Source organism: Methylomonas sp. MgM2 (assembly GCF_054172045.1).
Window position 1 is genome coordinate 53,293 of sequence record NZ_JBSYXO010000001.1, and the last position, 24,890, is coordinate 78,182.

At 51.2% G+C, this 24,890-nt stretch carries 20 protein-coding genes; 15 read left to right on the forward strand and 5 right to left on the reverse strand.

From position 1 onward, the window contains the following. Nucleotides 1–86 precede the first annotated feature (86 nt). From mobH to ACW73I_RS00265, 4 genes are all read left to right on the forward strand, one after another. Complete coding sequence (gene mobH / locus ACW73I_RS00250; protein WP_458027187.1) at nt 87–2,444, forward strand: MobH family relaxase; 2,358 nt, start codon at nt 87–89, stop codon at nt 2,442–2,444. Then, nucleotides 2,441–4,270, forward strand: coding sequence for a conjugative transfer system coupling protein TraD (traD, locus tag ACW73I_RS00255; protein ID WP_458027188.1), 1,830 nt, complete (start codon nt 2,441–2,443; stop codon nt 4,268–4,270). Before mobH ends, traD begins: the two co-directional genes overlap by 4 nt. An 11-nt stretch (nt 4,271–4,281) precedes the next feature. After that, nucleotides 4,282–4,914 (forward strand): DUF4400 domain-containing protein, encoded by a 633-nt coding sequence (locus ACW73I_RS00260; RefSeq protein WP_458027189.1) that lies wholly within the window; start codon nt 4,282–4,284, stop codon nt 4,912–4,914. Nucleotides 4,915–5,026: 112 nt separating this feature from the next. Next, nucleotides 5,027–6,175 (forward strand): hypothetical protein, encoded by a 1,149-nt coding sequence (locus ACW73I_RS00265; protein WP_458027190.1) that lies wholly within the window; start codon nt 5,027–5,029, stop codon nt 6,173–6,175. A 9-nt stretch (nt 6,176–6,184) separates the two neighbouring features. Here the strand turns inward: ACW73I_RS00265 and ACW73I_RS00270 are convergent, their stop codons facing one another. Both ACW73I_RS00270 and ACW73I_RS00275 read right to left on the reverse strand, forming a co-directional pair. Further along, nucleotides 6,185–7,474, reverse strand: coding sequence for a Y-family DNA polymerase (locus ACW73I_RS00270; RefSeq protein WP_458027191.1), 1,290 nt, complete (start codon nt 7,472–7,474; stop codon nt 6,185–6,187). Nucleotides 7,475–7,476: 2 nt separating this feature from the next. Continuing rightward, nucleotides 7,477–7,962 (reverse strand): LexA family protein, encoded by a 486-nt coding sequence (locus tag ACW73I_RS00275; RefSeq protein WP_458027192.1) that lies wholly within the window; start codon nt 7,960–7,962, stop codon nt 7,477–7,479. A 106-nt stretch (nt 7,963–8,068) separates the two neighbouring features. On the opposite strand from ACW73I_RS00275, the gene lexA reads away from it, so the two are divergent. The 11 genes from lexA (at nt 8,069) to ACW73I_RS00330 (ending at nt 21,082) form a co-directional block, all read left to right on the forward strand. After that, on the forward strand, nt 8,069–8,695 hold the full coding sequence (lexA, locus tag ACW73I_RS00280) for a transcriptional repressor LexA (RefSeq protein WP_458027193.1): 627 nt from the start codon (nt 8,069–8,071) through the stop codon (nt 8,693–8,695). A 9-nt stretch (nt 8,696–8,704) separates the two neighbouring features. Next, complete coding sequence (locus tag ACW73I_RS00285) at nt 8,705–10,111, forward strand: exonuclease domain-containing protein (RefSeq protein WP_458027194.1); 1,407 nt, start codon at nt 8,705–8,707, stop codon at nt 10,109–10,111. Further along, the gene (locus tag ACW73I_RS00290) at nt 10,104–10,340 is read left to right on the forward strand and encodes a TIGR02450 family Trp-rich protein (RefSeq protein ID WP_458027195.1); all 237 of its coding nucleotides are present in this window, start codon (nt 10,104–10,106) and stop codon (nt 10,338–10,340) included. Before ACW73I_RS00285 ends, ACW73I_RS00290 begins: the two co-directional genes overlap by 8 nt. Nucleotides 10,341–10,398: 58 nt before the next feature. After that, a complete protein-coding gene (locus ACW73I_RS00295) occupies nt 10,399–11,028 on the forward strand; it encodes an SOS response-associated peptidase (RefSeq protein ID WP_458027196.1) in 630 nt (209 codons plus the stop codon). Between the two features lie 108 nt (nt 11,029–11,136). Further along, a complete protein-coding gene (locus ACW73I_RS00300; protein ID WP_458027197.1) occupies nt 11,137–11,445 on the forward strand; it encodes a hypothetical protein in 309 nt (102 codons plus the stop codon). 491 nt (nt 11,446–11,936) lie between these two features. Then, nucleotides 11,937–12,392, forward strand: a complete 456-nt coding sequence (locus ACW73I_RS00305; RefSeq protein ID WP_458027198.1) for a hypothetical protein — start codon at nt 11,937–11,939, stop codon at nt 12,390–12,392. Between the two features lie 90 nt (nt 12,393–12,482). Further along, the gene (locus tag ACW73I_RS00310) at nt 12,483–13,844 is read left to right on the forward strand and encodes a TolC family protein (RefSeq protein ID WP_458027199.1); all 1,362 of its coding nucleotides are present in this window, start codon (nt 12,483–12,485) and stop codon (nt 13,842–13,844) included. Further along, entirely contained in the window at nt 13,841–15,112 is a 1,272-nt protein-coding gene (locus ACW73I_RS00315) for an efflux RND transporter periplasmic adaptor subunit (protein WP_458027200.1), read from the forward strand. The genes ACW73I_RS00310 and ACW73I_RS00315 overlap by 4 nt, the downstream gene beginning before the upstream one ends. Nucleotides 15,113–15,198: 86 nt before the next feature. Next, nucleotides 15,199–15,534 (forward strand): YnfA family protein, encoded by a 336-nt coding sequence (locus ACW73I_RS00320; RefSeq protein ID WP_350308558.1) that lies wholly within the window; start codon nt 15,199–15,201, stop codon nt 15,532–15,534. 102 nt (nt 15,535–15,636) lie between these two features. Then, nucleotides 15,637–18,771, forward strand: coding sequence for an efflux RND transporter permease subunit (locus tag ACW73I_RS00325; protein ID WP_458027463.1), 3,135 nt, complete (start codon nt 15,637–15,639; stop codon nt 18,769–18,771). 4 nt (nt 18,772–18,775) lie between these two features. Further along, nucleotides 18,776–21,082 carry a heavy metal translocating P-type ATPase gene (locus ACW73I_RS00330; RefSeq protein ID WP_458027201.1) on the forward strand — a complete coding sequence of 769 codons (2,307 nt, stop codon included), beginning with the start codon at nt 18,776–18,778 and terminating at the stop codon, nt 21,080–21,082. Between the two features lie 123 nt (nt 21,083–21,205). Here the strand turns inward: ACW73I_RS00330 and ACW73I_RS00335 are convergent, their stop codons facing one another. The 3 genes from ACW73I_RS00335 to ACW73I_RS00345 form a co-directional block, all read right to left on the reverse strand. After that, nucleotides 21,206–21,490 (reverse strand): hypothetical protein, encoded by a 285-nt coding sequence (locus ACW73I_RS00335; protein WP_458027202.1) that lies wholly within the window; start codon nt 21,488–21,490, stop codon nt 21,206–21,208. A 458-nt stretch (nt 21,491–21,948) separates the two neighbouring features. Next, nucleotides 21,949–24,144, reverse strand: a complete 2,196-nt coding sequence (gene recD2 / locus ACW73I_RS00340) for an SF1B family DNA helicase RecD2 (RefSeq protein ID WP_458027203.1) — start codon at nt 24,142–24,144, stop codon at nt 21,949–21,951. 6 nt (nt 24,145–24,150) lie between these two features. After that, the gene (locus ACW73I_RS00345; RefSeq protein ID WP_458027204.1) at nt 24,151–24,699 is read right to left on the reverse strand and encodes a hypothetical protein; all 549 of its coding nucleotides are present in this window, start codon (nt 24,697–24,699) and stop codon (nt 24,151–24,153) included. Nucleotides 24,700–24,890: the final 191 nt, after the last annotated feature.

The window sequence follows — 24,890 nt, forward strand, 5'->3', positions numbered from 1 at the left end:
CGCAGTACATTAATAACAATTTTTTCTTATCGTTCTGCAATAAAGGTCGAATTTGACCTTTATTGCAGGAAGGGTCGGAAAATTTTATGTCACGATGCGGCGTCATGGAAAACGCTCCGTCATCTTTCATTCAACGTATCAGTCAGCGTCTTTGGGGCGACAAACCGGCTTTGACCAGTGCACCGCCGGCATCGTCTGGCGAGGAGATTCCACGCTATCCGCCGTTCATGAAGGGGCTGCCCGCGGCATCGGTAGAGCGTATTCTGGCCACCCAAAGTGAGCTGATTCAATCGATTGAGCAGGCATTGGCACTACCTGATGCGTTATATCAGGCAATTGCACTGCCGGTCATTACGCGCTATGCCGCATTCAGTCATTTGTTGCCGGCCTCCGAATCACATCACCATCGCGGTGCCGGTGGTTTGTTTCGGCACGGCCTTGAAGTCGCACATTGGGCAACATTGGCCGCGCACGGATCTCTGTTTGCAACCGATGCTACACCCAAATCCCGTAAAACCTTGGAGCCGCGCTGGCGATTGGCCGTGTGTTTTGCCGGCTTATTGCACGATATTGGTAAACCTGTATCCGACATCGCCGTGACGGATAGACTGTGTGAACATACCTGGAATCCTTGTGATGAAAACCTGACCGATTGGGCGGCACAACACCGTATCGATCGTTATTTTTTGCGCTGGCGAGAGAACCGTCATAAACGCCACCAACAGTTTTCGGCACTGGTTATCGAGCGGGTGCTGACGCGTGAGTCACGTGCTTACCTGCTGGAACCGGGGCCAGAAATCATGCAAGCGTTACTGGAAACGTTGCATGGTCTGGATCGCGGCAGCAAGCTCTACGAGTTAGTGGTTACCGCTGACTGCAAAAGCGTGGAACGCGATTTGAAAACCCACACGTATTCGGTCGATGCGGCGTTGGGGATGCCGGTCGAGCGGTATCTGTTCGATGCCATGCGGCGCTTGATTAAATCCGGCCAGTGGCTGGTCAACGACAAAGGCGCCAGAGTATGGCGATTTCAATCCGGTGTGCATATTGTTTGGCGAACTGGCGCGCAAGACATCGTCGGTTTGCTGGCCAAAGACAAAGTGCCCGGTATTCCGCGCGATGAAGATACCTTGGCGGATATTTTGATCGAACGCGGCTTGGCTATTCCCAAACGCGATGCAGAGGGGCGCCAATACCGCTATTGGCGTATGCGACCCGATAACTTGGACGCCGTGTTTTACATGCTGCGTTTGGCATCGTTGGAGTCGATATTCAGCAATGAGCCGCCGGCCGCGATCGAAGGATTTGAAGTTGAGGACGAGGAATCTAATACACCAACCCAACCAGAAACCCACGACCAGGCATTGCCCGAAAAGACCGTAGAGATCAAACCTCGCAAACCGACCAAACCCAAGCCGGTTTCGCAGACACCATCAACCGACCACGAGATGCCAACCTTGGCTGTCATTCCCGGTGGCAATAGCCAAGAGCAGCTCTCGTTATCCCCAGCCATGCAGGTTGAATCGGATACCGGTGATACCGACAAACCCACCACACTTGTCGAGGACGCATGCGCGCCGAGCGTGGATGGCGATACCAAGTCTTCAGCCGACACTGAAGCGGACATCGTGACTGAGCAAACCCAATCCCAATCCCAATCCATCCAAGACCCAGAAGTCTTATGGCTCCGCAATCATGGACAGGCCGGCGCGTGGCTTCTCGAGATCGTAACCCTAATCGCTCAGGGTCAGTGGTCATGGAACGGCGAGCTCTTCGAAAGACACGGTAAATGGTTCTGCCTGTTTCCAGACGTTCCGCAAAAGCTTCAAATCGAAAGCGATGTGTTCATTCAAGGATTGGTCAATCAAAACTGGTTAGTGACCGATGTGTTGTCTCCGATGCGGAAAGTGCAAACCCTAGGGCAGCAACGCGTCGTACAACTGGCTGAGGAACCTGCGCAGAGGCTATTGCGCATGATAGGCGCTTTACCGATTCAATCATCGAATGCCACACCAAATGCATTGCCTGCTGAAAATGTCGAAGTCAAACCAGACAATCGTATCGATCCCTTCAATCCATCGACCCTTCAAAAGTCCACCCAGCAGCGAAACGCCAAAACCAAACCACGCAGTCACAAGCAACAAGCAGACCCCGACGTAACGTCGGCTACGGTCACGGTTTCAGTCAAACCGAGCGCTGACGACGGCATTCCGAGTGTGCAACCTGGGCAAGATTTTCCGGCAGTGGGCGTGTGGATCTCGACACTGCGCACCCATCCCGATCAGCAAGACGACTGGATCACTGTTTCTGATGACGAACTCGGAGTCTACCTCGACGCACATCCCGACTTGAAACGCTACGAATTCCTACGCGAAATCAGTCAGCATCCTGATTGCCAAGTGATGGGGCGTGGGCAAGGCATCAAAGTACGGGTTAAGCCATGAAATCCGATTACGACTACCAATTTCCCTGGCGGCCTATCTTCGAGGTGTATGCCATCTCGGGTTGGCTAAGCGGTGCCGGTTTGGCGCATTTCACCAGTCGCTGGTCAGGCTTGCCGCGTGAACCCTTCGACTGGTTGATGACCGCGTGCGGGGTGATGGCGTGTTGGCGATTGTCGCCGGCCTTGAGTCTTTGGTACCGCAAACGCCGATTGCGGCAGTTTCGGTTCCAATACCTGGATGCCGAGAAACTAGTAGCCATGGTGAAGCGGAACCCTGAGGCCTTGTGGTTTGGCTGGGGATTCGATTGGGTGCAAAAGCACGCACAATTGGCGTATGAAATTCTGAAACGGGATGTCTCGACGCTGATTCCGAGCGATCATCAGCGCATGGGCTCAGCCTGGATACACGGCCTGGAAGTGTCCGAAAGCGACATTCGTCAGCCTTTGCAGCATACCGCCGGCCATACACTGCTGGTTGGTACCACCGGCGCAGGTAAAACGCGTGCCTTTGACGTATTGGTCACACAAGCCGTGTTACGCGGCGAAGCGGTGATCATCATCGACCCCAAAGGCGATAAAGATTTGATGGCCTGCGCCAAACGCGCCTGCGCCTTGGCCAAGCGTCCGGATCGCTTCGTGTATTTCCACCCGGCGTTTCCGGAAGACAGCGTGCGACTCGACCCCTTGCACAATTTCAATCGGCCTTCTGAAATCGCCAGCCGTATCAGTGCCATTTCGCCCAGCGAAAGCAGTAACGATCCGTTTAAAGCCTTTGGCCAAAAATCACTGGATAACGTGATTCAGGGTTTGATGGTGATCGAGGAACGGCCAACCTTGGTCAAGCTGCGCCGTTATTTGGAAGGCGGTCCTTCGACATTGGTAATTCAAGCCCTGGAACGCTATTTCGACAATAACCTGGGGCATTGGCGGCAAGAGGCGCGGCCTTACCTGAAGAATGCCAAGGACATCGATTCCAAGGCAACAGGATTGGTGCGATTTTACCGGGAGGTCGTGCAGTACCAGTTACCCAATTTGGATTTGGAAGGCCTGTTGTCCTTGTTCGAACACGACCGGGCGCATTTCAGCAAGATGGTGGCCTCCTTGATTCCGATCATGAATATGCTGACCTCCGGTTCCTTGGGACCTTTGCTGTCACCGAATCCCCATGACGTGGATGATCTGCGGCCGATTACCAATACCGGCCACATCATCGAAAAAGCCCAGGTGGCTTACATTGGCCTGGACTCGCTATCGGACGGCATGGTGGGTAGTGCGATTGGCTCGATTCTGTTAGCCGATTTGGCGGCCGTCGCCGGCGATCGCTACAACTACGGTGTCTCGGATAGACCGGTGAATGTGTTCGTCGACGAGGCGGCGGAAGTCATTAACGATCCTTTCATTCAGGTGTTGAACAAAGGCCGCGGCGCCAAGATTCGCTTGTTCATCGCCACCCAGACCTTTGCAGATTTTGCGGCTCGCACGGGTTCCCAAGACAAAGCCCGTCAGGTATTAGGTAACGTCAATAACCTGATCGCGCTACGAATCATGGACAGCGAAACCCAGCAGTACATCACCGACAATCTGCCAAAGACGCGATTGAAATACATCATGCGCACCCAAGGCGTAGCGACTAGCGCGACCAATCCCACGGTGTTTTCCGGCAATGTCGGTGAACGGCTGATGGAAGAAGAAGGCGATTTGTTTGCCCCGCAGTTACTCGGACAACTGCCGGACTTGCATTACATCGCCAAGTTATCCGGCGGCCGCATTGTCAAAGGTCGCTTGCCAATTCTACGGTCGGAACTGGATCGACAAAGGGATCGCTAAGGTGCCAGCTCATGACGCGTAATCTGTTGTTCAGTCTGATGCTTTGGCTACTGGAAGTGATCCTGGTGGCCAGTTTCGTGTCTGATCGCTGGACGCGGGAACTTCAGCGCGCCGAAGATCAAATGATGATCGGCTATTTTGGCGCCGTTAAAGAATCGCAGATCAGCCACACCGCGCAGCGCTGGTTTGATCGCTTGTTCGTCAGCACCGGCATCCGAGAAAGCGTGTTCCGCTATTTCATCCCGACCGAGCGCGAACGGCAGATGTCCAAAGGCTTCGAGGATGTGGGGCGTAACGATTTGTTTCCCTTCATCGAAAGCCGGCTCAACGTGCTGTGGGACACGATCTTTCAGATGATCAAACGCCTGACCACCGCCTGCATTTGGTTACCGTACCTGGCAGCCGCTTTACTGCCGTTTGTCGTCGACGGACTGGTGCGGCGCAAGATCAGCCAGACCAATTTCGATTACCCCAGCCCCATGGCGCATCGCTACAGTCTTTACCTGATTCTAGGCGCGCTGTATCTGTTGTTGGTCAGTTTGACACTGCCGTTTCCGATTCCACCGCAAGCCGTCCCGGTAAGCGTTTTTGTCGTGGCTTACGCCGTCAACGTGCTGTTGGCCAATACGCAAAAGCGGGTTTAGTCATGACCGTACACACTTTTCTTGTATTCCGTTCAATTACGCTGCTAGCAAAGCACTTACACGAACCTACTTTCACCATTAATTAAACTCTTCAAGTTCCAGGAGTAATGCCATGCCAAAACAGACGGATTTTAATGAATCTTTGAACCCACTCATTCAAGCAATCATTGCACTTGAAGAAGAATTGGCCACAAAGCCATCACCAACGGATTTCAATCAACGCTTTTTAGATCTAATCGACCAATGTGTCGAACAAGGCCAAGACCAAATTTTAGCGGGGGCCGTACAGTTAGTGCTCGACGTGGAAGACATGACATCGGCTGAGTTTTTGGGTGAAAGCATTAATAGAGCGGCCGAACGCAGTAAAGTGGATTTATCCTCGGAACAGCACAGTGAATCGATACTCTTTGCCATTCCTATGATCTTTTTCACCCGAGTAGATCAGAAATTGCCAGGTCGCATAGGTGATCCCGAACGTATTGCAGGCCTTTTCGAAACATTCGACTTTGTCAGTCCGCAACAACCTATGATCATTCATGATGAACTTTTCACTTTAGAAGAACTGACCTGGCTGCCTAGCCAAGTTCGGCGCATCAACCACCAATTGACTCGGATGGCGCAACAGGGTTTTCGAACATCAAAACAGGCCGCAACACTGAAAAATCGCAAGTTCGGCAGTAATGGATCAGAAGGCTCAATCGCATTACGGTTTCTTATTGGTGCGGTGCTGACAGTGAATCCATCCGTGCCCTGTTTTTGCGATGACACTGAATCTGAATCGTATGCATCCAAGTTCGATCGCTGGTTTGAAGCCTTCAAAATGGACATGATGACACAAACTCAACATGAGCTTTATGGTGTTGCAACACCTAAAGCCTACTACGCCTCACTAGGACTCGGTATCCGCTTTTTGAGTACGACTGACTTTTATTTAACCGCTGCAAACGAAGCAGTAGCTCATAAAGCTACAAAAGCGCTCATCAGTGAACATGGTATAGATGGCGTGCCAAACGAAATCAGAGTCGCTTTTTTTACTGATAATGAAGAACTGTTAAAAATTTACGGTTGGCCTTTACTCATGCCGCATATAGTGAATGAGGTTCGAGGCGACATTATGGATACACTGCACAAAGTAAACATTTCATCCACTTTGTCTGTCTCCATAAACGCGTCCAGTGGATTCAAAGGTAACGTCGAAAAATATTTTGAGTTAATGCGACTGGCTTTAACAAAAGATCATCAACCGGCCTCAATACACTAAGTGTTCTGACTAGCGAACGACGGCTAATTCCCGCCAATCGGTGGTGTAGCGTTGTGAAATGCGTTCGGCTTTGGGTTTCCAACTTTTATCGAAGCCCGATGATGCGATCGTGATCGCTTTGGGAAATCGTCGATTGATGGTGTCCAGAGTTCGCATGAGAATGGCGTTATCGGGCGGCGTACCCTGGCAACTTAAATCGAAAAGATCGAACTGCGCGGGTGATGCTGCAGGTCGAATCGCGCTCAGTTGGACACCGCATTTTTGATAACTAAAGCCTGGTTTGTAAATGGCTTTTAAGCTCGACAGCGCGACGCGAATAACCGTGCGGGTATCCTGGGTGACAGCATCCAACTTAACGGTCGCCGATCGCTGGTACTGGGGATCTTGAACCGCAAACGGATTGGTGCGAATAAACACACTGACGCAACCGGTCACTGACTGTTGCCGACGTAGCTTTTCTGCCGCTCGGGTACAGTATTCCGACAAAGCCCGGCTTAACTCGTCTAACTCCGTCAACTTACGACTGAACGACCGTGAGCAGACGATTTGTTGCTTGTCCGCGGCCACGTCTTCCAAATCGAGGCATGCCGTACCGTTCAACTCCATGACCGTACGGGCGACCACTACATTGAATTGTGCCTGGATGGTTTTAGGCGACTGGATGGCCAAGTCCCAGACGGTTTGAATGCCCAATTGATTAAGGCGCTTTGTGGTTTGCCGGCCAATCCCCCAGACTTCATCGACGGGGACAATTTTCATCAGATTTTGCCGACGGATGGGGTCGGTAAGATCGAGGACGCCGCCGGTTTGCTTCCATTTCTTGGCGGCAAAGTTGGCCAGCTTGGCCAATGTCTTGGTCGGCCCCATACCGACACAGACCGGAATGCCGGTTTGCCGAGCAATCGCCTTGCGGATGCGTTGACCATAGGCAATCGGATCTTGATAACAAGGGTACACGCCGGTTAAATCCAAAAATGCTTCATCAATGGAATACACTTCCATACGCGGCGTAAATTCTTCCAGCAAACTCATCACCCGCGCCGACATGTCCGCGTACAAGGTATAGTTGGACGAGAACAGTTGGATTTGGTGCTGATTGACTAGTTGCTGAACCTGGAACAACGGCACACCCATCTTGATGCCTAAATCTTTAACCTGCTGGCTGCGCGCCACCACACAACCGTCGTTATTGCTGAGCACCATGACCGGTTTGTCATTGAGGTCCGGCCGGAACACCCGCTCGCAACTCACGTAAAAATTGTTGGCGTCCACCAGCGCGATACGCGGTTGTTCGGACATGCTTACACCGGATGAATCACATTCGTGACGGTCCCCCAGAATACGGTTTCCAGGTCCTCGGTCAAGGGAATATCGGGATACGCAGGGTTTTCGGCTTTCAATCGCCATTGGCCATCGGCAACGATCAGACGTTTCACCGTCAACTCGCCGTTGACCGCGCAGATCACGATCTTATCGGGCATCGGCTCCTTGGAACGGTCGACCACCAGAATATCATTGGGATGAATACCGGCACCGAGCATGGAATCGCCTTGGGCGCGTACAAAAAAAGTCGCCGCCGGTTTTTGAATCAGTAATTCCTCGAGATCCAGGGTCTTTTCCACATAATCATCGGCCGGCGATGGAAAACCCGCGGCTACTTTGCTGATGAACAGCGGCAATCGTCGTTTTTTTTTCGGTTTAGCAAGATGAAACCAAGCCAATCCATCCCGGATTGGGGGTAAGGGTTGTGCGGGGTTAAGGATCGAAAATGGCAATGATTCGGGCATGGGTATCACGGTGAGCTAAAAAAATTTTAACGACATAAGACTACCATCGAATTCGTAAACGTTCTATGATTGTTCTCAATGTAGTTAAGCCGTATTGATTTGCCGCATGAGTGCCTTAACCCGAAAACAACAGGCCATTTTGGATTTCTTGCTGGACAACCAGGCGCAGTTTCCTCGGCCGCCATCGTTGAATGAACTGTGCCAGGCACTCGGCTTGAAGTCGCGGGGCTCGTTACATTTGACCCTAAGCGGATTGATCGACGCCGGTTTTGTCGAAGCCATGGGGCACAAGCATCGAGGAGTTCGGTTGACGAAAAAGGCTTTGGCCTTGCGTGAATCAGGCCAACAGCTGCACCACGCTTTGCCTTTAGTGGGCAGTATTGCTGCCGGCAAACCGGTCGAGGCGATTGAGCATACCGAATGGGTCAATGTCCCCGATCAACTTCGTACCGCACAGTCGTGCTATGTGCTCAAAGTTAAGGGGGATTCCATGATCGAAGCCGGTATTCTGGATGGCGATTGGGTCGTCATCGAACAACGCAGTCACGCCCAGAACGGTGAAATTGTGGTCGCGCTAATCGACAACCAGGAGGCAACATTGAAGTACATCGAGCAGACAGCGGATGAGGTGTTATTGATTCCCGCCAATTCCAGCATGGAAGCCATGCGTTTCCATCCGTCGCAAGTCAGCATTCAAGGCATACTGGTCGGCCAGATGCGCAGTTACCGTTAGGACATAAACATGCAACCCTTAGCCTTTGTCGATCTGGAAACCACCGGCGGTTCGGCCACCAAAGACCGTATTACCGAGATCGGCATTGTCTTGGTGGATGACGATGGCGTGCGGGAATGGAGCCAACTGGTTCATCCGCAAATGCGCATTCCGTTATTCATCGAACAGATGACCGGCATCAGCAACACCATGGTCGAAAACGCACCCACCTTTAAACAGTTGGCCAAGGAAGTCGATGCCTTATTGCAAGGCCGGCTGTTCATTGCCCACAACGCTCGGTTCGATTATGGGTTCCTAAAAAATGAATTCAAACGAGTTGGCCTAATGTTTAAACCGCAAGTACTGTGCACCGTCAAGTTGTCGCGGGCACTGTATCCGCAGTATCACCGGCACAATCTCGATAGCTTGATCGAACGCCATCAACTGACAGCCAAGGAACGCCACCGTGCGTTAGCCGATGCCCAATTGATTCATCAGTTCTGGCAGCATGTTCATCAGCAGTTTTCCGCGGACGCCATCGAAGCCACGGTCAAAAATCTGATGCAACGCTCCAGCCTGCCGTCGCAGCTTGATCCGAATTTGGTTCATGAATTGCCGGAAGGTCCCGGTGTTTATCTGTTCTATGGCGAAAACGACTTGCCGCTGTATATCGGCAAAAGCGTCAATATTCGCCAGCGGGTGCTTTCGCATTTCGCCGCCGATCATCGCCACAATAAGGAAATGAGTTTGTCGCAGCAAACCAAGCGTATCGAGTGGATCGAAACCGGGGGTGAACTGGGCGCATTATTGACCGAGGCCAAGCTGATCAAACAAATGACGCCCGTGCATAACCAACGGCTGCGGCGTAAAAATGCACTGTGCGCCTGGCAACTGGAGCAGAAGCAGGAGCAGTTGTTGCCGCGTTTGACTTGGGCCAACGAGCTGGATTTTGGCGCGCAGGATAATTTATATGGCTTGTACAATAACAAACGTGATGCCGAAAAGGCACTTCGCAGTTTGGCGGAACAACATCAGCTCTGTCTGGGTGTACTGGGTCTTGAAAAAATCGGCAGTGGCAAACCCTGCTTTGCACACCAACTCAAACGCTGTTGTGGCGCCTGCGTCGGCAAGGAATCCGGTCTGGAACATGCTGCCCGATTACTGACCGCCATGAGCAAACTCAAACTGAGCAGTTGGCCTTATCCCGGCGCCATTGGTATTCGCGAGACAGAGGATTTGCACGTCATTGATCATTGGTGTTATCTCGGCACGGCGCACAGTGACGACGAAGTCCACGCATTGCTGGAGCAAAGCAGACCGGCATTCGATCGCGATACCTATATGACCTTGGTCAAGGCGTTAAAGAAAACGCAGGTCGTGCATTTACGCTCGAAGCCACCCCATGAATCCATCCGCAGGAGACATTCCGATGCCTGATTTAACTGTACGTCGCTTGAATCCGAACAAATTGCTGTTGAGTAAGTGGACCGCCGCACGGCCCAAAAACAAGGAAAAGCATTTTCTGGTCACCCGCCTGATCAAGCCCGAATGGCCGGATGCACCTGTCGAACACATCGAGCTGGAAGCGGTGTATTCGCGCCCCAGCTTCATCGTACCTTGGCGAGACCTGACGGATACAAGGCAATGGTTACAAGGTTGGCAGTAAGGCAGATCGGAATAGAAAATCATGTGCGGACGATTTCAGCTAACAGCCTCATCTGAAGATGATTGCCGAACATTTCCAACTCTCACGCCTGCCAAAATACCAGCCCAGCTACAACATCGCACCGGCGCGGAAAATCCTCTGCATTGTCGAACTGGAAGACAAATCGCTGAAGGCAGTCAATTTATTCTGGGGCTTGGTGCCGTCTTGGTCCAAAGACACCAAAAACAGCCATCACCTGATCAATGCGCGTGCCGAAACCATTCGCGAAAAACCATCCTTCCGGGCCGCATTTCAAAAACGGCGTTGCCTGATCGTTACACAAGGATTTTACGAGTGGCAAAAGTTGGAATCCGGAAAACAGGCTTTCCGTATTCATCGTCAAGACAATCAGTTATTTGCCTTTGCCGGGGTGTGGGAACAGTGGCAGCACGAGACCGAAACGCTGTATTCCTGCACGATCATTACCACGGCAGCCAATGAGCTAATGCAACCCATTCATGAGCGCATGCCAGTGATCATGCCGGAAGGGTGTTATCACGACTGGCTCAATATAACCTCTACTACCGATGGCGCCTATGACTTACTTGAAAACTCAGCTTACGCCAATATGGCTACAACGCCTGTCGGCGATTGGGTGAATAATCCTAAACATGACGATGTACGATGTATTGAGCCAAAAGTGAAGTAGAAAATTATGAGCCGCTTTTCAAAATATGAGAGATTTTGCTTTAACAGAGGCTATGCTTCTAACGCTTCAATGCAGAATGAAATGACAAGTTGATCCGAGGAGCAGTCCGTGACGAAAAGGGTAATTTTCTGTTTGCTAATAATCCTGGCCGAATCCGCCACAGCAGCGATTGGTAGCGGTGACAACATCGATTTCGCACCTCTCCCCAATGAGTTTTGCAATGACGATGCTCGACAAAAACATAAAAACCTCTTGAGTCAATACCCGAAAGACGAGGAGATTATCAAGCTCTACGCCTATTTCATAGGGCTTTGCCAATTGGCGGCCAATGGAAACATATCCGAGCATGAGGCCAGCATTTTTTGGGCAGAACAGCGTGATAAATTACTACAAGAGCGGCGAGCAGTAAAAAAATGAAACGGGTTTGGTGATATTGCTTTGAATGATCAGAATCGACGCTATCGACCCCAAGGAGTCAGTCGCTATTATCGGCCGTTTTTGTCTGGATTCTGCTTCTTAGCTGACCTTCAACAAGTTAGATCAAGTACAGACTCCATGTTCTTGAGACGGATAGCCCTTGGTTCTGAGCGTATAGCGCTCAAGTGCGCTATACGTATTGTGCAAACCTGGATCGGTTAAATGTAGCCACCTAAGCCGGGTAGAAACAATCCTCAGCTTGCTAAATCAAATCCCTACTTTCTTTTGGAAGATTGCCCACAGCAAAGCATCCAACAGTGGCAACCTTCAACGAATTCGAATGCCTCATTTTTTGCATCGCCTCTGAAAATTTCTGCCTCAGCTTGAAATATACAGGCGTTCTTCAACAGGCTGTTAGGTCTCAAAATCAAGAAATACTAAAAAACAGTTAAGTCATTGTCATTTAGATTCATTTGGTGTAGCTTTAAAAAATGAATGCTTTGCGACACTCTAAAACATGGCTCTCTATTGTGCTGATACTCGCTGTGCTCGGTCATTTTGGCCTGGGCCATCGAGATGTGTCGGCCTTTGTGTTGTGTTTTGGGGCTGATGGTCATGTTGCTGTAGAGAAGATTGGAAGCGACCAATTCGCTAGTATCAATGCTATCGCTCGTTTCAATGATGAGACCAATGCTCTTACGAGCGATGACGGTGATCCCTGCCCGTCGCCCTGCACTGACATCCCTATCGATGGCGATGACCACATTCCCCTACAATTGACGAACTTGTCAAAAATAGCGATTGATATTGGGCTTTTGCCGGTATTTTTCCTGATCTCACTTCTAGTTCTTTATGCCAAAGTCGTTATTCGGCAGCCTACATTTTTCGACCCGCCGTTTACCGATTCCCGACTGCTTGCCCTGCGCAGCACTGTTTTACTGATTTAGCCACCTCTCCTAGCCGCAACTCACCAGCCAAAGGCTCAGGATTACCTGTGCCTGTGCTGACGTTACTTCTATGCTACGGAGAAATTTTCCATGTTCTCAAATTATGTGCGGCCACTTGGCATTGCACTGTGTTTAATTATCACTGCCGGCTCGGTCGATGCGAGTCCGGCAGACAACACGCTATTGCCGGCTCAATCGGGCGATCAGGGGACAAACGGTTCCAGTCGGCAAACCGTTGAGGAACCGACCGGCTCCCTGGTTTTGTCTCAAGTCTTGGCTTTAGCACTAACCCAAAGCCCCGAACTCTCAGCCTTTTCTTGGGAGAGCAGAGCCCAAGAAGCCGCCACCTTACAAGCCGGATTGTTCCCCAATCCCACCTTCAATGCCAATGCAGCGAACTTTGGTAATAAAGTAATCACGGGGTTCGATGGCGATGTCGTCACCTTGGAACTCAGTCAATTGATCGAATTGGGCGGTAAGCGCACCGCCCGCATCGAAGCGGCATCGCTAACCAAACAATTAGCCGATTGGGATTACGAAACCAAGCGAGCCGATGTACTCACTCAGGTCTCTCAGGCCTTTGTTGATGTGCTGGCAGCTCAACAGCGCTTGGCGCTAACACAGCAAATTCATGAATTGGCCAATCAGACAACTGTAACGACCTCTGCGCGAGTGCAGGCAGGCAAGGTATCGCCCGTTGAAGAAACCAAGGCCAAACTTGCTCGCGCTTCGGTGCAAATTGAGCTGATGCGAGCCCAGAAGGAACTGGAAGCCGCCCGCAAACGTTTAGCCGCTGGTTGGGGCAGTACGACACCGCGTTTTGAGACGGTGAGCGGTAATTTGGAAAACATCCAGGTACCAGCTTCTCTGGACTCATTGGTGCAACGCCTCTCCAAAAATCCCGATTTAGCCCGTTGGGCCACCGAAATCACCCAACGTCAGGCACTCATCACGATGGAAAAATCCAAAGCCATTCCAGATGTCACCGCGACAGTCGGTGCCAGTAAATATCTGATGCCGGGTGATTACGCCTTAGTGGTCGGATTTTCGGTGCCATTGCCGGTATTTGACCGCAATCAAGGCCGTATTCAAGAAGCCGAGCATCGTTTGACCAAAGCGGAGGAAGAATATCGGAGTGCCGAGATACGCATTGCCACTGCATTGAACACCGCCTATCAGGCCTTGGATGCCGCCCACTCCGAAGTCCTGACTTTGCGGCAAGACATTTTGCCCGGTGCCCAAAGTGCTTATGACGCCGCTTATGAAGGTTATCGTTTGGGTAAGTTCGGATTTCTGGACGTGCTCGATGCGCAACGCACGCTGTTTGGCGCTAAAAATCAGTATTTACTGGCCTTGGCCGAATATCACAAGTCCGTGGCCAACGTGGAACGCCTAGTCGGCAGCGGCATGAACGAGACGTTGGCAAATAGCCAGCCAGAGGTATCCCCATGAGTAACATCACCAAGAAACAACTTATCGCTATTGCTTCCATAATTCTCCTGGGGGTAGTGCTCAGCATCCTCATTCTGGGCATTGATAAGACGAAAACGGAAGCTGACGAACAGGTCGAAGAAAGCCACGCGGAAGTTAAAGCGCAGATTACCCAAGGCGATGATAATCCTGAGCTTGCCGATGAAACAAAGCAGACTCAAGATTCGGGTGGTGGGGAAGTGTTGCACGAGGGCGAATTTGTAGCACTGACCGATCAGCAAATCGCCGAAACGGGTATTTCAATTCAAACCGCAGGCGCAGCCCATATCAAAAGCCTGACAACCCTTCCTGGTGAAATTCGCTTCAATGAAGATAAAACGACGCATGTCGTACCGCGCCTTGCCGGCGTGGTCGAGCATGTTTACGCCAACTTGGGACAACAAGTCAAAAAAGGGCAGGTTATCGCGGTGATTGCCAGTACCGCGCTGTCCGAACAGCGTAGCGAGTTATTGTCGGCACAAAAACGGCTGGAATTAGCGCGTGCCACCTTTGCTCGGGAAAAGCACTTGTGGGAGGCGAAGATCTCTGCGGAGCAGGATTACCTGCAAGCCCAGCAGGCGATGCGGGAAATGGAAATCGCCGTTCAAAATGCCCAGCAGAAATTGATAGCACTTGGCGCAAGTCCGACGGTATCAGCCAGTAATGGCGCACTCAACCGCTATGAAATTCGTGCGCCGTTCGATGGCATGGTCGTTGAGAAGCATGTTGCGCAGGGAGAGGCCGTCAAGGAAGATGCCAGTATCTTTACCATTTCTGACTTATCGACCGTTTGGGCCGACATCATCGTATCCGCAAACGATCTCAATCTGGTTCGGGTCGGTGCCAAGGTCTCGATCAAAGCAACTGCTCTCGACTCTACCGCCTCCGGTACCGTGTCCTACGTTGGCGCACTGATGGGCGAGCAAACCCGAACCGCCACGGCACGCGTAACACTCGACAACCCTGACATGGTCTGGCGACCGGGCTTGTTCATCACGGTTGACTTGATAGCCAAAGAAACCGAAGTGCCAGTCGCTGTATCGGCCGATGCCATCCAGACCATTAACGACAAGCCGGCGATTTTTATTCGCGTGCAGGGGGGCTTTATTGCTCAACCGGTCACGACCGGACTATCCGATGGCAAAGTTACGGAGATCATGACCGGACTCAAACCCGGCACCGAATACGCCGTCAATGGCAGCTTCTTACTCAAATCCGAACAGGGTAAAGGAGCCTCAGATGAGGATTAATGCAATAGCCGGTTCTACTCGCTTGGACCTGCCACTACTCGGGATAGTCGATGCCGGGCAATTATTTATACGCACTGGAGAGAATTATGTTGATACTAAAAACCACCGCTCTTTTCCTCGTTACCGCCCTTGCCGAAATCATCGGTTGTTTTCTGCCCTATCTGTGGCTCCGCAAGAGCGGCTCCCCATGGTTGCTGCTACCGGCAGTGCTCAGCCTGTCGCTGTTCGTATGGCTGCTCACATTACATCCGGCCGCCAGCGGCCGTATTTACGCTGCTTATGGCGGTGTTTATGTGGCTACCGCTCTGGTTTGGCTGAGAGTAGTGGATGGAGAAAAGTTATCCATATTGGATTGGGTGGGTGCGGGAATCGCTTTGTTCGGAATGGCAATCATTGTGCTGGGCTGGCGCAGCGGAGTTTAGCGCATGATTTTATTGATTTCGTAAGGAAAACCACAGTGCAGGAGGCCGCCCATCATGTTTGAACGACTCATTCGTATCGCCATAGACCATCGCTGGTTGATCATGCTGTGCATATTCGGCATGGCCGCGCTGGGTGTCTACAACTTTCAAAAACTCCCCATTGATGCGGTGCCGGACATTACCAATGTTCAGGTGCAGATTAATACGACGGCGCCCGGTTATTCACCATTGGAAACCGAGCAGCGCATTACCTATCCGATGGAGACGGTCATGGCGGGCCTGCCTAATTTGGAGCAGACGCGATCGTTATCGCGCTATGGCCTGTCTCAGATCACGGTGATTTTCAAAGACGGTACCGACATCTATTTCGCAAGGCAACTGGTCAATCAGCGCATCCAGCAAGCCAAGGATAGACTGCCTACCGGCGTTACGCCGGCGATGGGTCCCATTGCCACAGGTTTAGGGGAGATTTACCTCTGGACTGTCGAAGCTAAAGACGATGCCAGAAAGCCAGACGGCACAACTTATACCGCAACTGATTTGCGTGAAATCCAGGATTGGATCATCAAGCCGCAATTGCGCAATGTACCGGGTGTCACCGAAATCAATTCCATTGGCGGTTACGCTAAGCAATATCAGGTTGCACCGATTCCGGAAAAACTCGCGTCCTACGGTCTGGCTTTACAGGACATCGTGACCGCCTTGGATCGCAACAACAACAATGTCGGCGCAGGTTACATTGAGAAGCACGGCGAACAGTATTTGATCCGTGTGCCGGGTCAGGTTAGTTCGATTGAGGATATTGGTAATATCATTCTCGGTAATGTGCAGGGCGTGCCTATCCGTATTCGAGATGTTGGCGAAGTCGGGATTGGCCAAGAATTGCGCACCGGAGCCGCCACCGAAAATGGCCGTGAGGTCGTGCTGGGTACAGTCTTTATGCTGATCGGTCAGAACAGTCGAGCCGTCTCGCAAGCGGTGGATAAAAAAATGGCGGAAATCAACCGCACGTTGCCCGAAGGAGTGCAGGCCGTGACTGTCTATGACCGGACGGTATTGGTCGATAAAGCCATCGACACGGTCAAAAAGAACTTAATTGAAGGCGCTATTCTGGTCATCACGATTCTGTTCATGTTCCTTGGCAACATCCGCGCGGCCATCATCACCGCAATGGTCATACCGTTGTCCATGCTATTCACGTTTACCGGCATGGTGACCTATCAGGTGAGCGCCAACTTGATGAGTCTGGGAGCGCTCGATTTTGGGATCATCATTGATGGTGCTGTCGTGATCGTGGAAAACTGCGTGCGGCGGCTTGCCCATGCCCAGGAGCAGCAAGGCCGTGCTCTGACCCGCGACGAGCGCTTTGATGAGGTATTTACCGCCTCCAAAGAAGCGCGGCGTCCGTTGTTGTTCGGTCAGGTCATTATCATGGTCGTGTATTTGCCGATTTTCGCCCTGACCGGCGTGGAAGGAAAGATGTTCCATCCAATGGCTTTCACGGTCGTTATTGCCTTAGTGGGTGCTATGATTCTTTCAGTCACATTTATTCCTGCGGCCGTGGCGCTCTTTATCGGCGATAGAGTTGCCGAAAAAGAAAATATCCTGATGCAAACAGCCAAACGCTGTTATGCACCCGCACTGGATAAAGTGATGGCCAACAAACCCGTGGTTTTAACTTTTGCGATTGTTGCGGTGATTTTGTCTGGCCTTTTAGGTACACGGATGGGTAGTGAATTTGTACCTAGCTTGAATGAAGGCGATTTCTCGATTGGCGTGGCACGCACTCCCGGTACCAGTTTGTCGCAATCCGTCGCCATGCAGCAGCATATCGAAGAAACCCTGATGCAGCAGTTCCCGGAAATCGAGCGCGTTTTTTCGCGAACCGGCACAGCCGAGATCGCTTCCGACCCGATGCCGCCGAATATCTCGGATGGTTATATCATGCTCAAGCCTGAAGAGCAGTGGCCTGAACCCCGAAAATCAAGGGACGAACTGCTAGCGGCAATACAGGCGGAAGTCAAAAAACACCCGGGTAACCTGTACGAATTTTCTCAGCCCATTCAACTGCGCGTAAACGAACTGATTTCAGGCGTGCGTAGCGATGTTGCGGTCAAGGTGTTTGGGGATGATATGAAGGTGTTGAATGACACGGCCACAAAAATTGCATCGGTCATGACCAACATTCCTGGCGCATCCGAGGTGAAAGTCGAGCAAACGACGGGCTTGCCTGTGTTGACGGTCAATATTGACCGGGACAAAACTTCACGCTATGGCTTGAATGTGGGGGATGTGCAGGATGCCGTGGCTATTGCGATTGGTGGAAAAGAGGCCGGTACGGTGTTTCAAGGCGACCGCCGTTTCGACATCATCGTTCGTCTACCAGAGCATTTACGTAGCGATATCGAAGCTATCAAGCGTTTGCCAATTGCTTTGTCACTCGGCCAAGGCATTGCCGGACGAACGACTTATATCCCGCTGGCCGAAGTTGCCAAACTGGAGTTGGCGCCAGGACCCAATCAGATCAGCCGTGAAAACGGCAAGCGTCGGATCGTGGTAAGCACCAATGTGCGTGGCCGTGACATCGGTTCGTTTGTCGCCGATGCACAGAGACATCTTGAACAACAAATCAAGATACCACCGGGTTACTGGACTACCTGGGGTGGACAGTTCGAGCAACTGCAATCGGCCACACAGCGCCTGGAGCTTGTGGTGCCAATATCCCTGATATTGGTTTTTACACTGTTGTTCATGATGTTTGGAAATGCCAAGGACGGGCTGTTGGTTTTCAGCGGCATTCCGTTTGCATTGACCGGTGGTTTGGTTGCCCTCTGGTTGCGCGATATTCCGATGTCGATTTCGGCGGCGGTGGGATTTATCGCCTTGTCTGGGGTCGCTGTGCTGAATGGTCTGGTGATGATTGCCTTTATCCGCAGCCTGCGCGATGAAGGCATGTCGCTGGATAAGGCAATTGTACAGGGTGCTTTGACACGATTGCGTCCTGTATTGATGACAGCATTGGTGGCCTCGTTTGGTTTTATACCGATGGCTATTGCCACCGGCACCGGCGCCGAGGTTCAGCGTCCGCTAGCCACCGTAGTCATTGGGGGTATCCTGTCATCAACGATGCTGACGTTGTTGGTATTGCCAATTCTTTATTGTCTTGCGCATCGCAAGGATGAGCAGGCCGGAACGGCAATGCCAACACGCACACAGATAGCTTTTAATGAGGATTGAAAAAATGAGTTCATGTAATCAATCAGAAAAAACCTGTTGTTGCCCTGGCGAAAAACCGGATAGCGACCAGCCGACGCCGCTACCTTCCTCAGGTACCACGTTCAAGATCGAGGGTTTGGATTGTGCTGAAGAAGTTGCCACATTAAAGAGCGCGATAGGGCCGCTAGTGGGCGGCAGTGACAAATTGGCTTTTGATGTATTAAACGGACGCATGACGCTTTTGCCTGATGCCGAGCCTGTTGCAGAAAAAACCATCATCAAAGCCGTTGCTGCAACGGGCATGCAGGCGGCTCGTTGGCAGTCCGGTCAGACCGATGCCGATGTCAAACAACTGCACCGTTCGAAGACCGTGTATACCACACTCAGCGGTTTATTTATCGTGGTCGGCATGTTGATGCATATCGTTATCGCAGGTGGCTTTAGTGAAACGCAAACTTTTCTCAGCCATCCTGATAAGTGGCCTCTAAATTGGGAGGTTATCACTGACTACCTCACTAGCTTATTTAACGCACATACTCAGCAAGCCATGCCTTTGCCTGAAAAAATCGCCTTTGGCCTAGCGGTGATCTTCGGCGGCCGGCATGTGGTTGTTAAAGCTTTTTATGCGCTAAAACGATTGCGTGCCGATATGAATTTATTGATGACGGTGGCCGTTATCGGCGCCATGTTCATTAATGAATGGTTTGAAGCGGCCACCGTGAGTTTTCTATTTGCCCTGTCCCTCGCGATTGAAAGCTGGAGTATTGGCCGTGCTCGTCATGCCGTTGAAGCATTGCTGGATTTAGCGCCATCGACGGTGACAGTCAAGGATGAAACCGGAAAAGAACGCGTGGTATCTGCCGGCGAAGTTAGTATAGGCACCCGTTTCATTTTAGCGCCTGGCGATAAAATCCCGTTGGATGGCGAGGTGATTGCCGGCTTCAGTTCGGTCAACCAGGCACCGATTACCGGCGAAAGCATGCCGGTTGCCAAGCAAGTCGGTGATCAAGTGTTTGCCGGCAGTATCAATGGTGAAGGGACACTGGAAATCCGATCAAGCAAACTTGTCACGGATACCACCCTGGCACAGATCACACGTCTGGTTGGAGAAGCCCATAGCAAACGGGCGGAAGCCGAGCAATGGGTGGATAAGTTTGCCCGCATTTATACTCCAGTAGTAATGATCTTAGCCCTGGCCGTCTGTGTCGTTCCGCCGCTGTTCTTAGGAGGCATTTGGAACGAGTGGATCTATCGTGCCTTAGTATTATTGGTGATTGCCTGCCCCTGTGCCTTGGTCATTTCAACGCCGGTCAGTATTGTCGCGGCATTGGCCAGCGCCGCCCGGCAAGGGATTCTGATCAAAGGCGGCATTTATATTGAAGCACCGGCCCATCTGAATGCGATTGCTTTTGATAAAACCGGTACGCTGACTTGTGGCGAGCCGATCGTCACCGGTGTTTACCCGTTTAATAGTCATAGCGAAGAAGAATTGTTAAGCCGTGCTGCCGCATTGGAAGCTCGCAGCAATCATCCGTTGGCAAAAGCCATTTTACGTTATACGGAAAAACTTGGTATCAACGTGGCCAGCGCAGAGAATGTGACGGTCTTGCCCGGTAAGGGGGTAACCGGGCTATTTAAAGGCACGGACTACTGGTTGGGATCACGTCGCTATTTATTGGAACGTAGTCAGGAAATACCGGAAATCAGTGAAAAAGCGATTGCCCTTGAACAGACCGGTCAAACCGTGATTGCCATTGGCAATGATCGGCATATCTGCGGCCTCATTGCCGTTGCCGATCAGCCTCGCGCTGAAATCAAATCGATTTTGCAAGCGCTGAGACAAAATGGAATCCAACATTTAGCCATGTTGACCGGCGACAATCGGGTGACGGCCACTAACATCGCGGCCCAAATTGGCATCGATGAGGTACACGCTGAATTGTTGCCTGCCGATAAAGTGGAGATCGTCAGTCAAATGGTCGAGAAATACAGGCTGGTAGCGATGATCGGTGATGGTGTCAACGACGCCCCTGCGCTGGGTCGGGCCAATCTGGGCATTGCCATGGGAGTGTTGGGTTCGGATGCGGCGATCGAAATAGCGGATATCGCCTTGATGGGCGACGACCTTTCCAAGTTGCCTTGGCTGATTGGACATTCCAAAAGAACACTGGCGATCATCCGGCAAAATATTACTTTTGCGCTGACGATCAAGGCCGCTTTTGCAATCTTAGCCTTTGCCGGCGTGGCGACCTTATGGGAAGCCATTGCCGCCGACATGGGGGCTTCGTTATTGGTCGTGGCCAACGGTTTGAGACTGCTACATACTAAGTAGGATTGTGCTTGCTGCCTGGCTTGAGATGTCACAAAGTTGGTGGGCAACGCTACATTGTCCACTGTGCTTCATAGCAAAACAATAGAGGGCTCTACTGATGCCAATTCTAACTATGAAGCCGCGCTATTGCTTCGGCCCATGATCCATCATGTGCTGGTCTCCCGCACAGCATCCCATGTCATTCATCATATCGTGCATGTGCCCCATGTGCTCCATGTGTTGATCCATCATTTCCTTGCGCTTCTCTGGGTTCTTAGTCTTGCGTATTTCGGCTATTTCCTTTTCCATCTTCTTCAGTTGGTCCTGCATTTCCTTTTCGGACATTGGTTTCTGTTGCTCTTCAGCAGCAAAAGCAATAGGACTGCTCAATGCTATCAGAGCAATTATGAATAGAGCAGATATTTTCATGATATTTCTCCTAACGAACTGATAAGGACTGTGAATTGAAATGACTACGACTGTCGAGTCTAAGGCCTTAGGATAGATAACTGCCTCATATCAAACTCCTTCTTTGGATTTTTTCATATATCACGATTTCAGTAACTGCACAATCAGGACAAATACAGTATTACCCATAGTTCCATTCACTTAGCTATTATTGTTTTCTCGCGTCTGGCGGCTTTGGTGGTGATATTTGGCGGCAACTGGAAGTTATTCATAGATACTTTAAAAACTTACATGGGCTCCAGCTCTATTTTTACCTTTTTCATAAAAGCAGCGACGGCGCTCACTAAGTTGTGAGGTTAAACTGGTGTCTTCTTCTGTCCGCAATATGAAGAACTCCGGCCAGTCATCAACGCGATTTTGGGTGGATCGAATGTCTCTTGCTGGCCGTTCTCGACTAGAACGGCATAACATAACAATAGTCACGTATTTTCGTTCAACCTAGCCGCCAAATGAGTGATCCTGCGCTGCGATTGCTGACTCTTGACAGCCATCGCCAGCGCTTTGGGCTGGGCAATCACCACGACCAATTGTTTGCCTCGCGTGACGCCGGTATACAGCAGATTGCGTTCCAGCAGCATAAAGTGCTGCATAGCCATCGGAATAACGACCACGGGATATTCCGAGCCTTGCGATTTGTGCACACTGGTGGCATAAGCGAGCGTAATTTCATCCAGATCGCTGAATTCGTATTCGACCTCTCGATCGTCGAATAGGATCTTGACCTGGCTTTCCTCAAGATCGATGGCTTTAATCACACCAATGTCGCCATTGAAGATTTCCTTGTCGTAGTTGTTGATCCGCTGAATGATTTTATCGCCAGGCGCATAGGTATTCCCGAAACGGGTAATCTTTGGTTCGCTGTGTCCGTTTAAGCGAGCTTGCAATTCGATGTTCAACGATCGAGCACCTAAACCACCGCGATTCATGGGCGTCAGGATTTGCACGTCGTTAACCGGATGAAAGTGGAAGCGCTGCGGAATCCGTTCGAGAACGATTTGCATCAATTTAGCGAAAATCTCCTCAGGTGTTTCAGCATATAGGCAATAAAAATCGCTAAGAGCTTCAGACTTATCCATTACCGGCATTTGCCCGTGGTTAATCCGGTGAGCATTCGTGATGATTTTGGAAGTACTGGCCTGGCGAAAAATCTCGGTCAGTCGCACGGTGGCAATTTGCCCGGAATCAATCATGTCGGCCAGCACAGATCCGGGGCCGACGGAGGGTAATTGATCAACGTCACCGACGATTAAAACCGCGGCCTCCGTCGGTATGGCTTTTAGCAACTGATTCATTAACACCACATCCATCATCGACGACTCATCGATCACCAAGCAATCGAGGTCCAGCGGGTTTTCGTCATTATGCTTGAACGCGAACTGCGTCGGATCAAACTCCAGCAGACGATGAACGGTTTTCGCTTCCATGCCGGTCGATTCAGTTAAACGTTTTGCCGCTCGCCCCGTTGGCGCGCACAAACCAATCCGAACGCGTTTGGCTTTGAGAATCTTGAGTAGACTGTTGACTAGGGTGGTTTTACCAACACCGGGGCCACCGGTGATGACTGAGATTTTATGCTGAAGTACCAAGCGAACAGCAGCCGCTTGCGACTGCGACAGGGTCATGCCGGTTTGCTCTTCCACCCAGGGAATGGCTTTATCCGCTTCAATCACACCCCAGGGCGCATCACCTTGATTTAATCGGTTCAGGTTGGCGGCACAGCCGATTTCAGCGCGATGCAAAGGCGTCAGAAAAATGAATTCGTCGCTGCCGTCGATTTCGGCAATCAAATTGCCTTCGGTTAATTCCGCCGCGATAGCTTGGTCGATGATCGGCAACGGAATTTCCAGTAATTTCGCCGCCATTTCACAAAGCTTGCTGCGAATAGCGGCGCAGTGACCTTCGCCGGACCATTCCTGCAAGACATGACGGACGCCCGCTTGAGCACGCATCAAGGACTGTGGACCGATACCCAGTTTCTGTGCCAGGGTATCCGCGGTTTTAAAGCCGACGCCGTGGATGTCTAGCGCTAGACGATACGGATTTTCGCGTACTTTCTCGATGGCCTGCTCGCCGTAGGTTTTATAAATTCGCACCGAACGCGAGGTGCCGACACCATGCGATTGCAGAAAGACCATGATCTCCCGAATCACTTTCTGTTCTGCCCAGGCGCTGGTCACACGTTCCTGACGTTTTTTACCAATTCCTTGTAATTCCAACAGACGCTCGGGTGTCTGCTCAATCACATCGAACACCCGCTCACCGAAGGCCTTGACCAGTTTCTTGGCAAAATGGGGGCCGATGCCTTTGACCATGCCGGAACCCAGGTATTTCTCGATACCATCCAACGTGGTCGGCGGCACGATTTTTAACGAGATGGTTTTGAATTGCTGGCCGTGTTGGCGATCATTGACCCAGCAACCCAGGCATTCGATGTATTCACCCGCCGTGACGCTGGCAGCCGAACCGATCACGGTAATCAATTCCCGATAACCTTTTACCTTGACCCGCAACACGCAAAACCCCGATGCCTCGCTATGGAACGTCACGCGCTCGATGGAGCCGTGCAGTTTTTCGACTGGATTATCCGCGTGCGCTGGCGCAGCCTGTAGCGTCATGGGCTACTAAACCTCGTCATGTTCGATAAACAAGGACGCTTGCGAGGGATTCGCCTCATAGGACGTGCCATCGATGACAGGAAACAAACGTGAATAAGGCACCAGCCAAGTATGCTGCTCACTGATCTTGACAGTGGCCGTTTTGGGGTTCAGCCGGATGACTTCGCCGAACAGTTCCTGCTTGTCCCGGCCCCTGAATCCTACACGTGTACCGACTTGCAATGCACTTTTGGGAATCCCGGTCGTATGCGGTTTGGGTTGAATCGCTGTGTCAACGTCATCCAGATTGAGGTAATAAAAAGGGATATTCCAATTTTTTTGGTCTTTGACGTTTCCCACCAGGCAACGGGTCTTTTGAATCTTCAAGATCACCGCATCGATCAAGCCGTTGGCTTGCGGGTCGAAATAGCTAATCGATTGGCCGACATTCAATTGCGCCTTTACCTGTTCTACCCGAACCGGATTGATGAGCTCCTGATAAATAGCAGGCTGTAGTCGATGTAAATCAAACAGTGATGCTTTATTGAGCGCTTCAAGAATTGCTGTGTAGTCCATTGCTGACGTCCCCAGTTAACGGTTTTACCGTGATATTACCGGCTTTTATATCGCCAAAATAGTGCCAGGCATCGGGTAACATACAGAGTCGCCTCGTTTTTTCGATTCCCAGTGTCACCCAGGATAGAAGACGAGTACAAACGGTATCCAGTCCACTATACTGGGTTGGCGGACAGAGCATTTACCAGGGC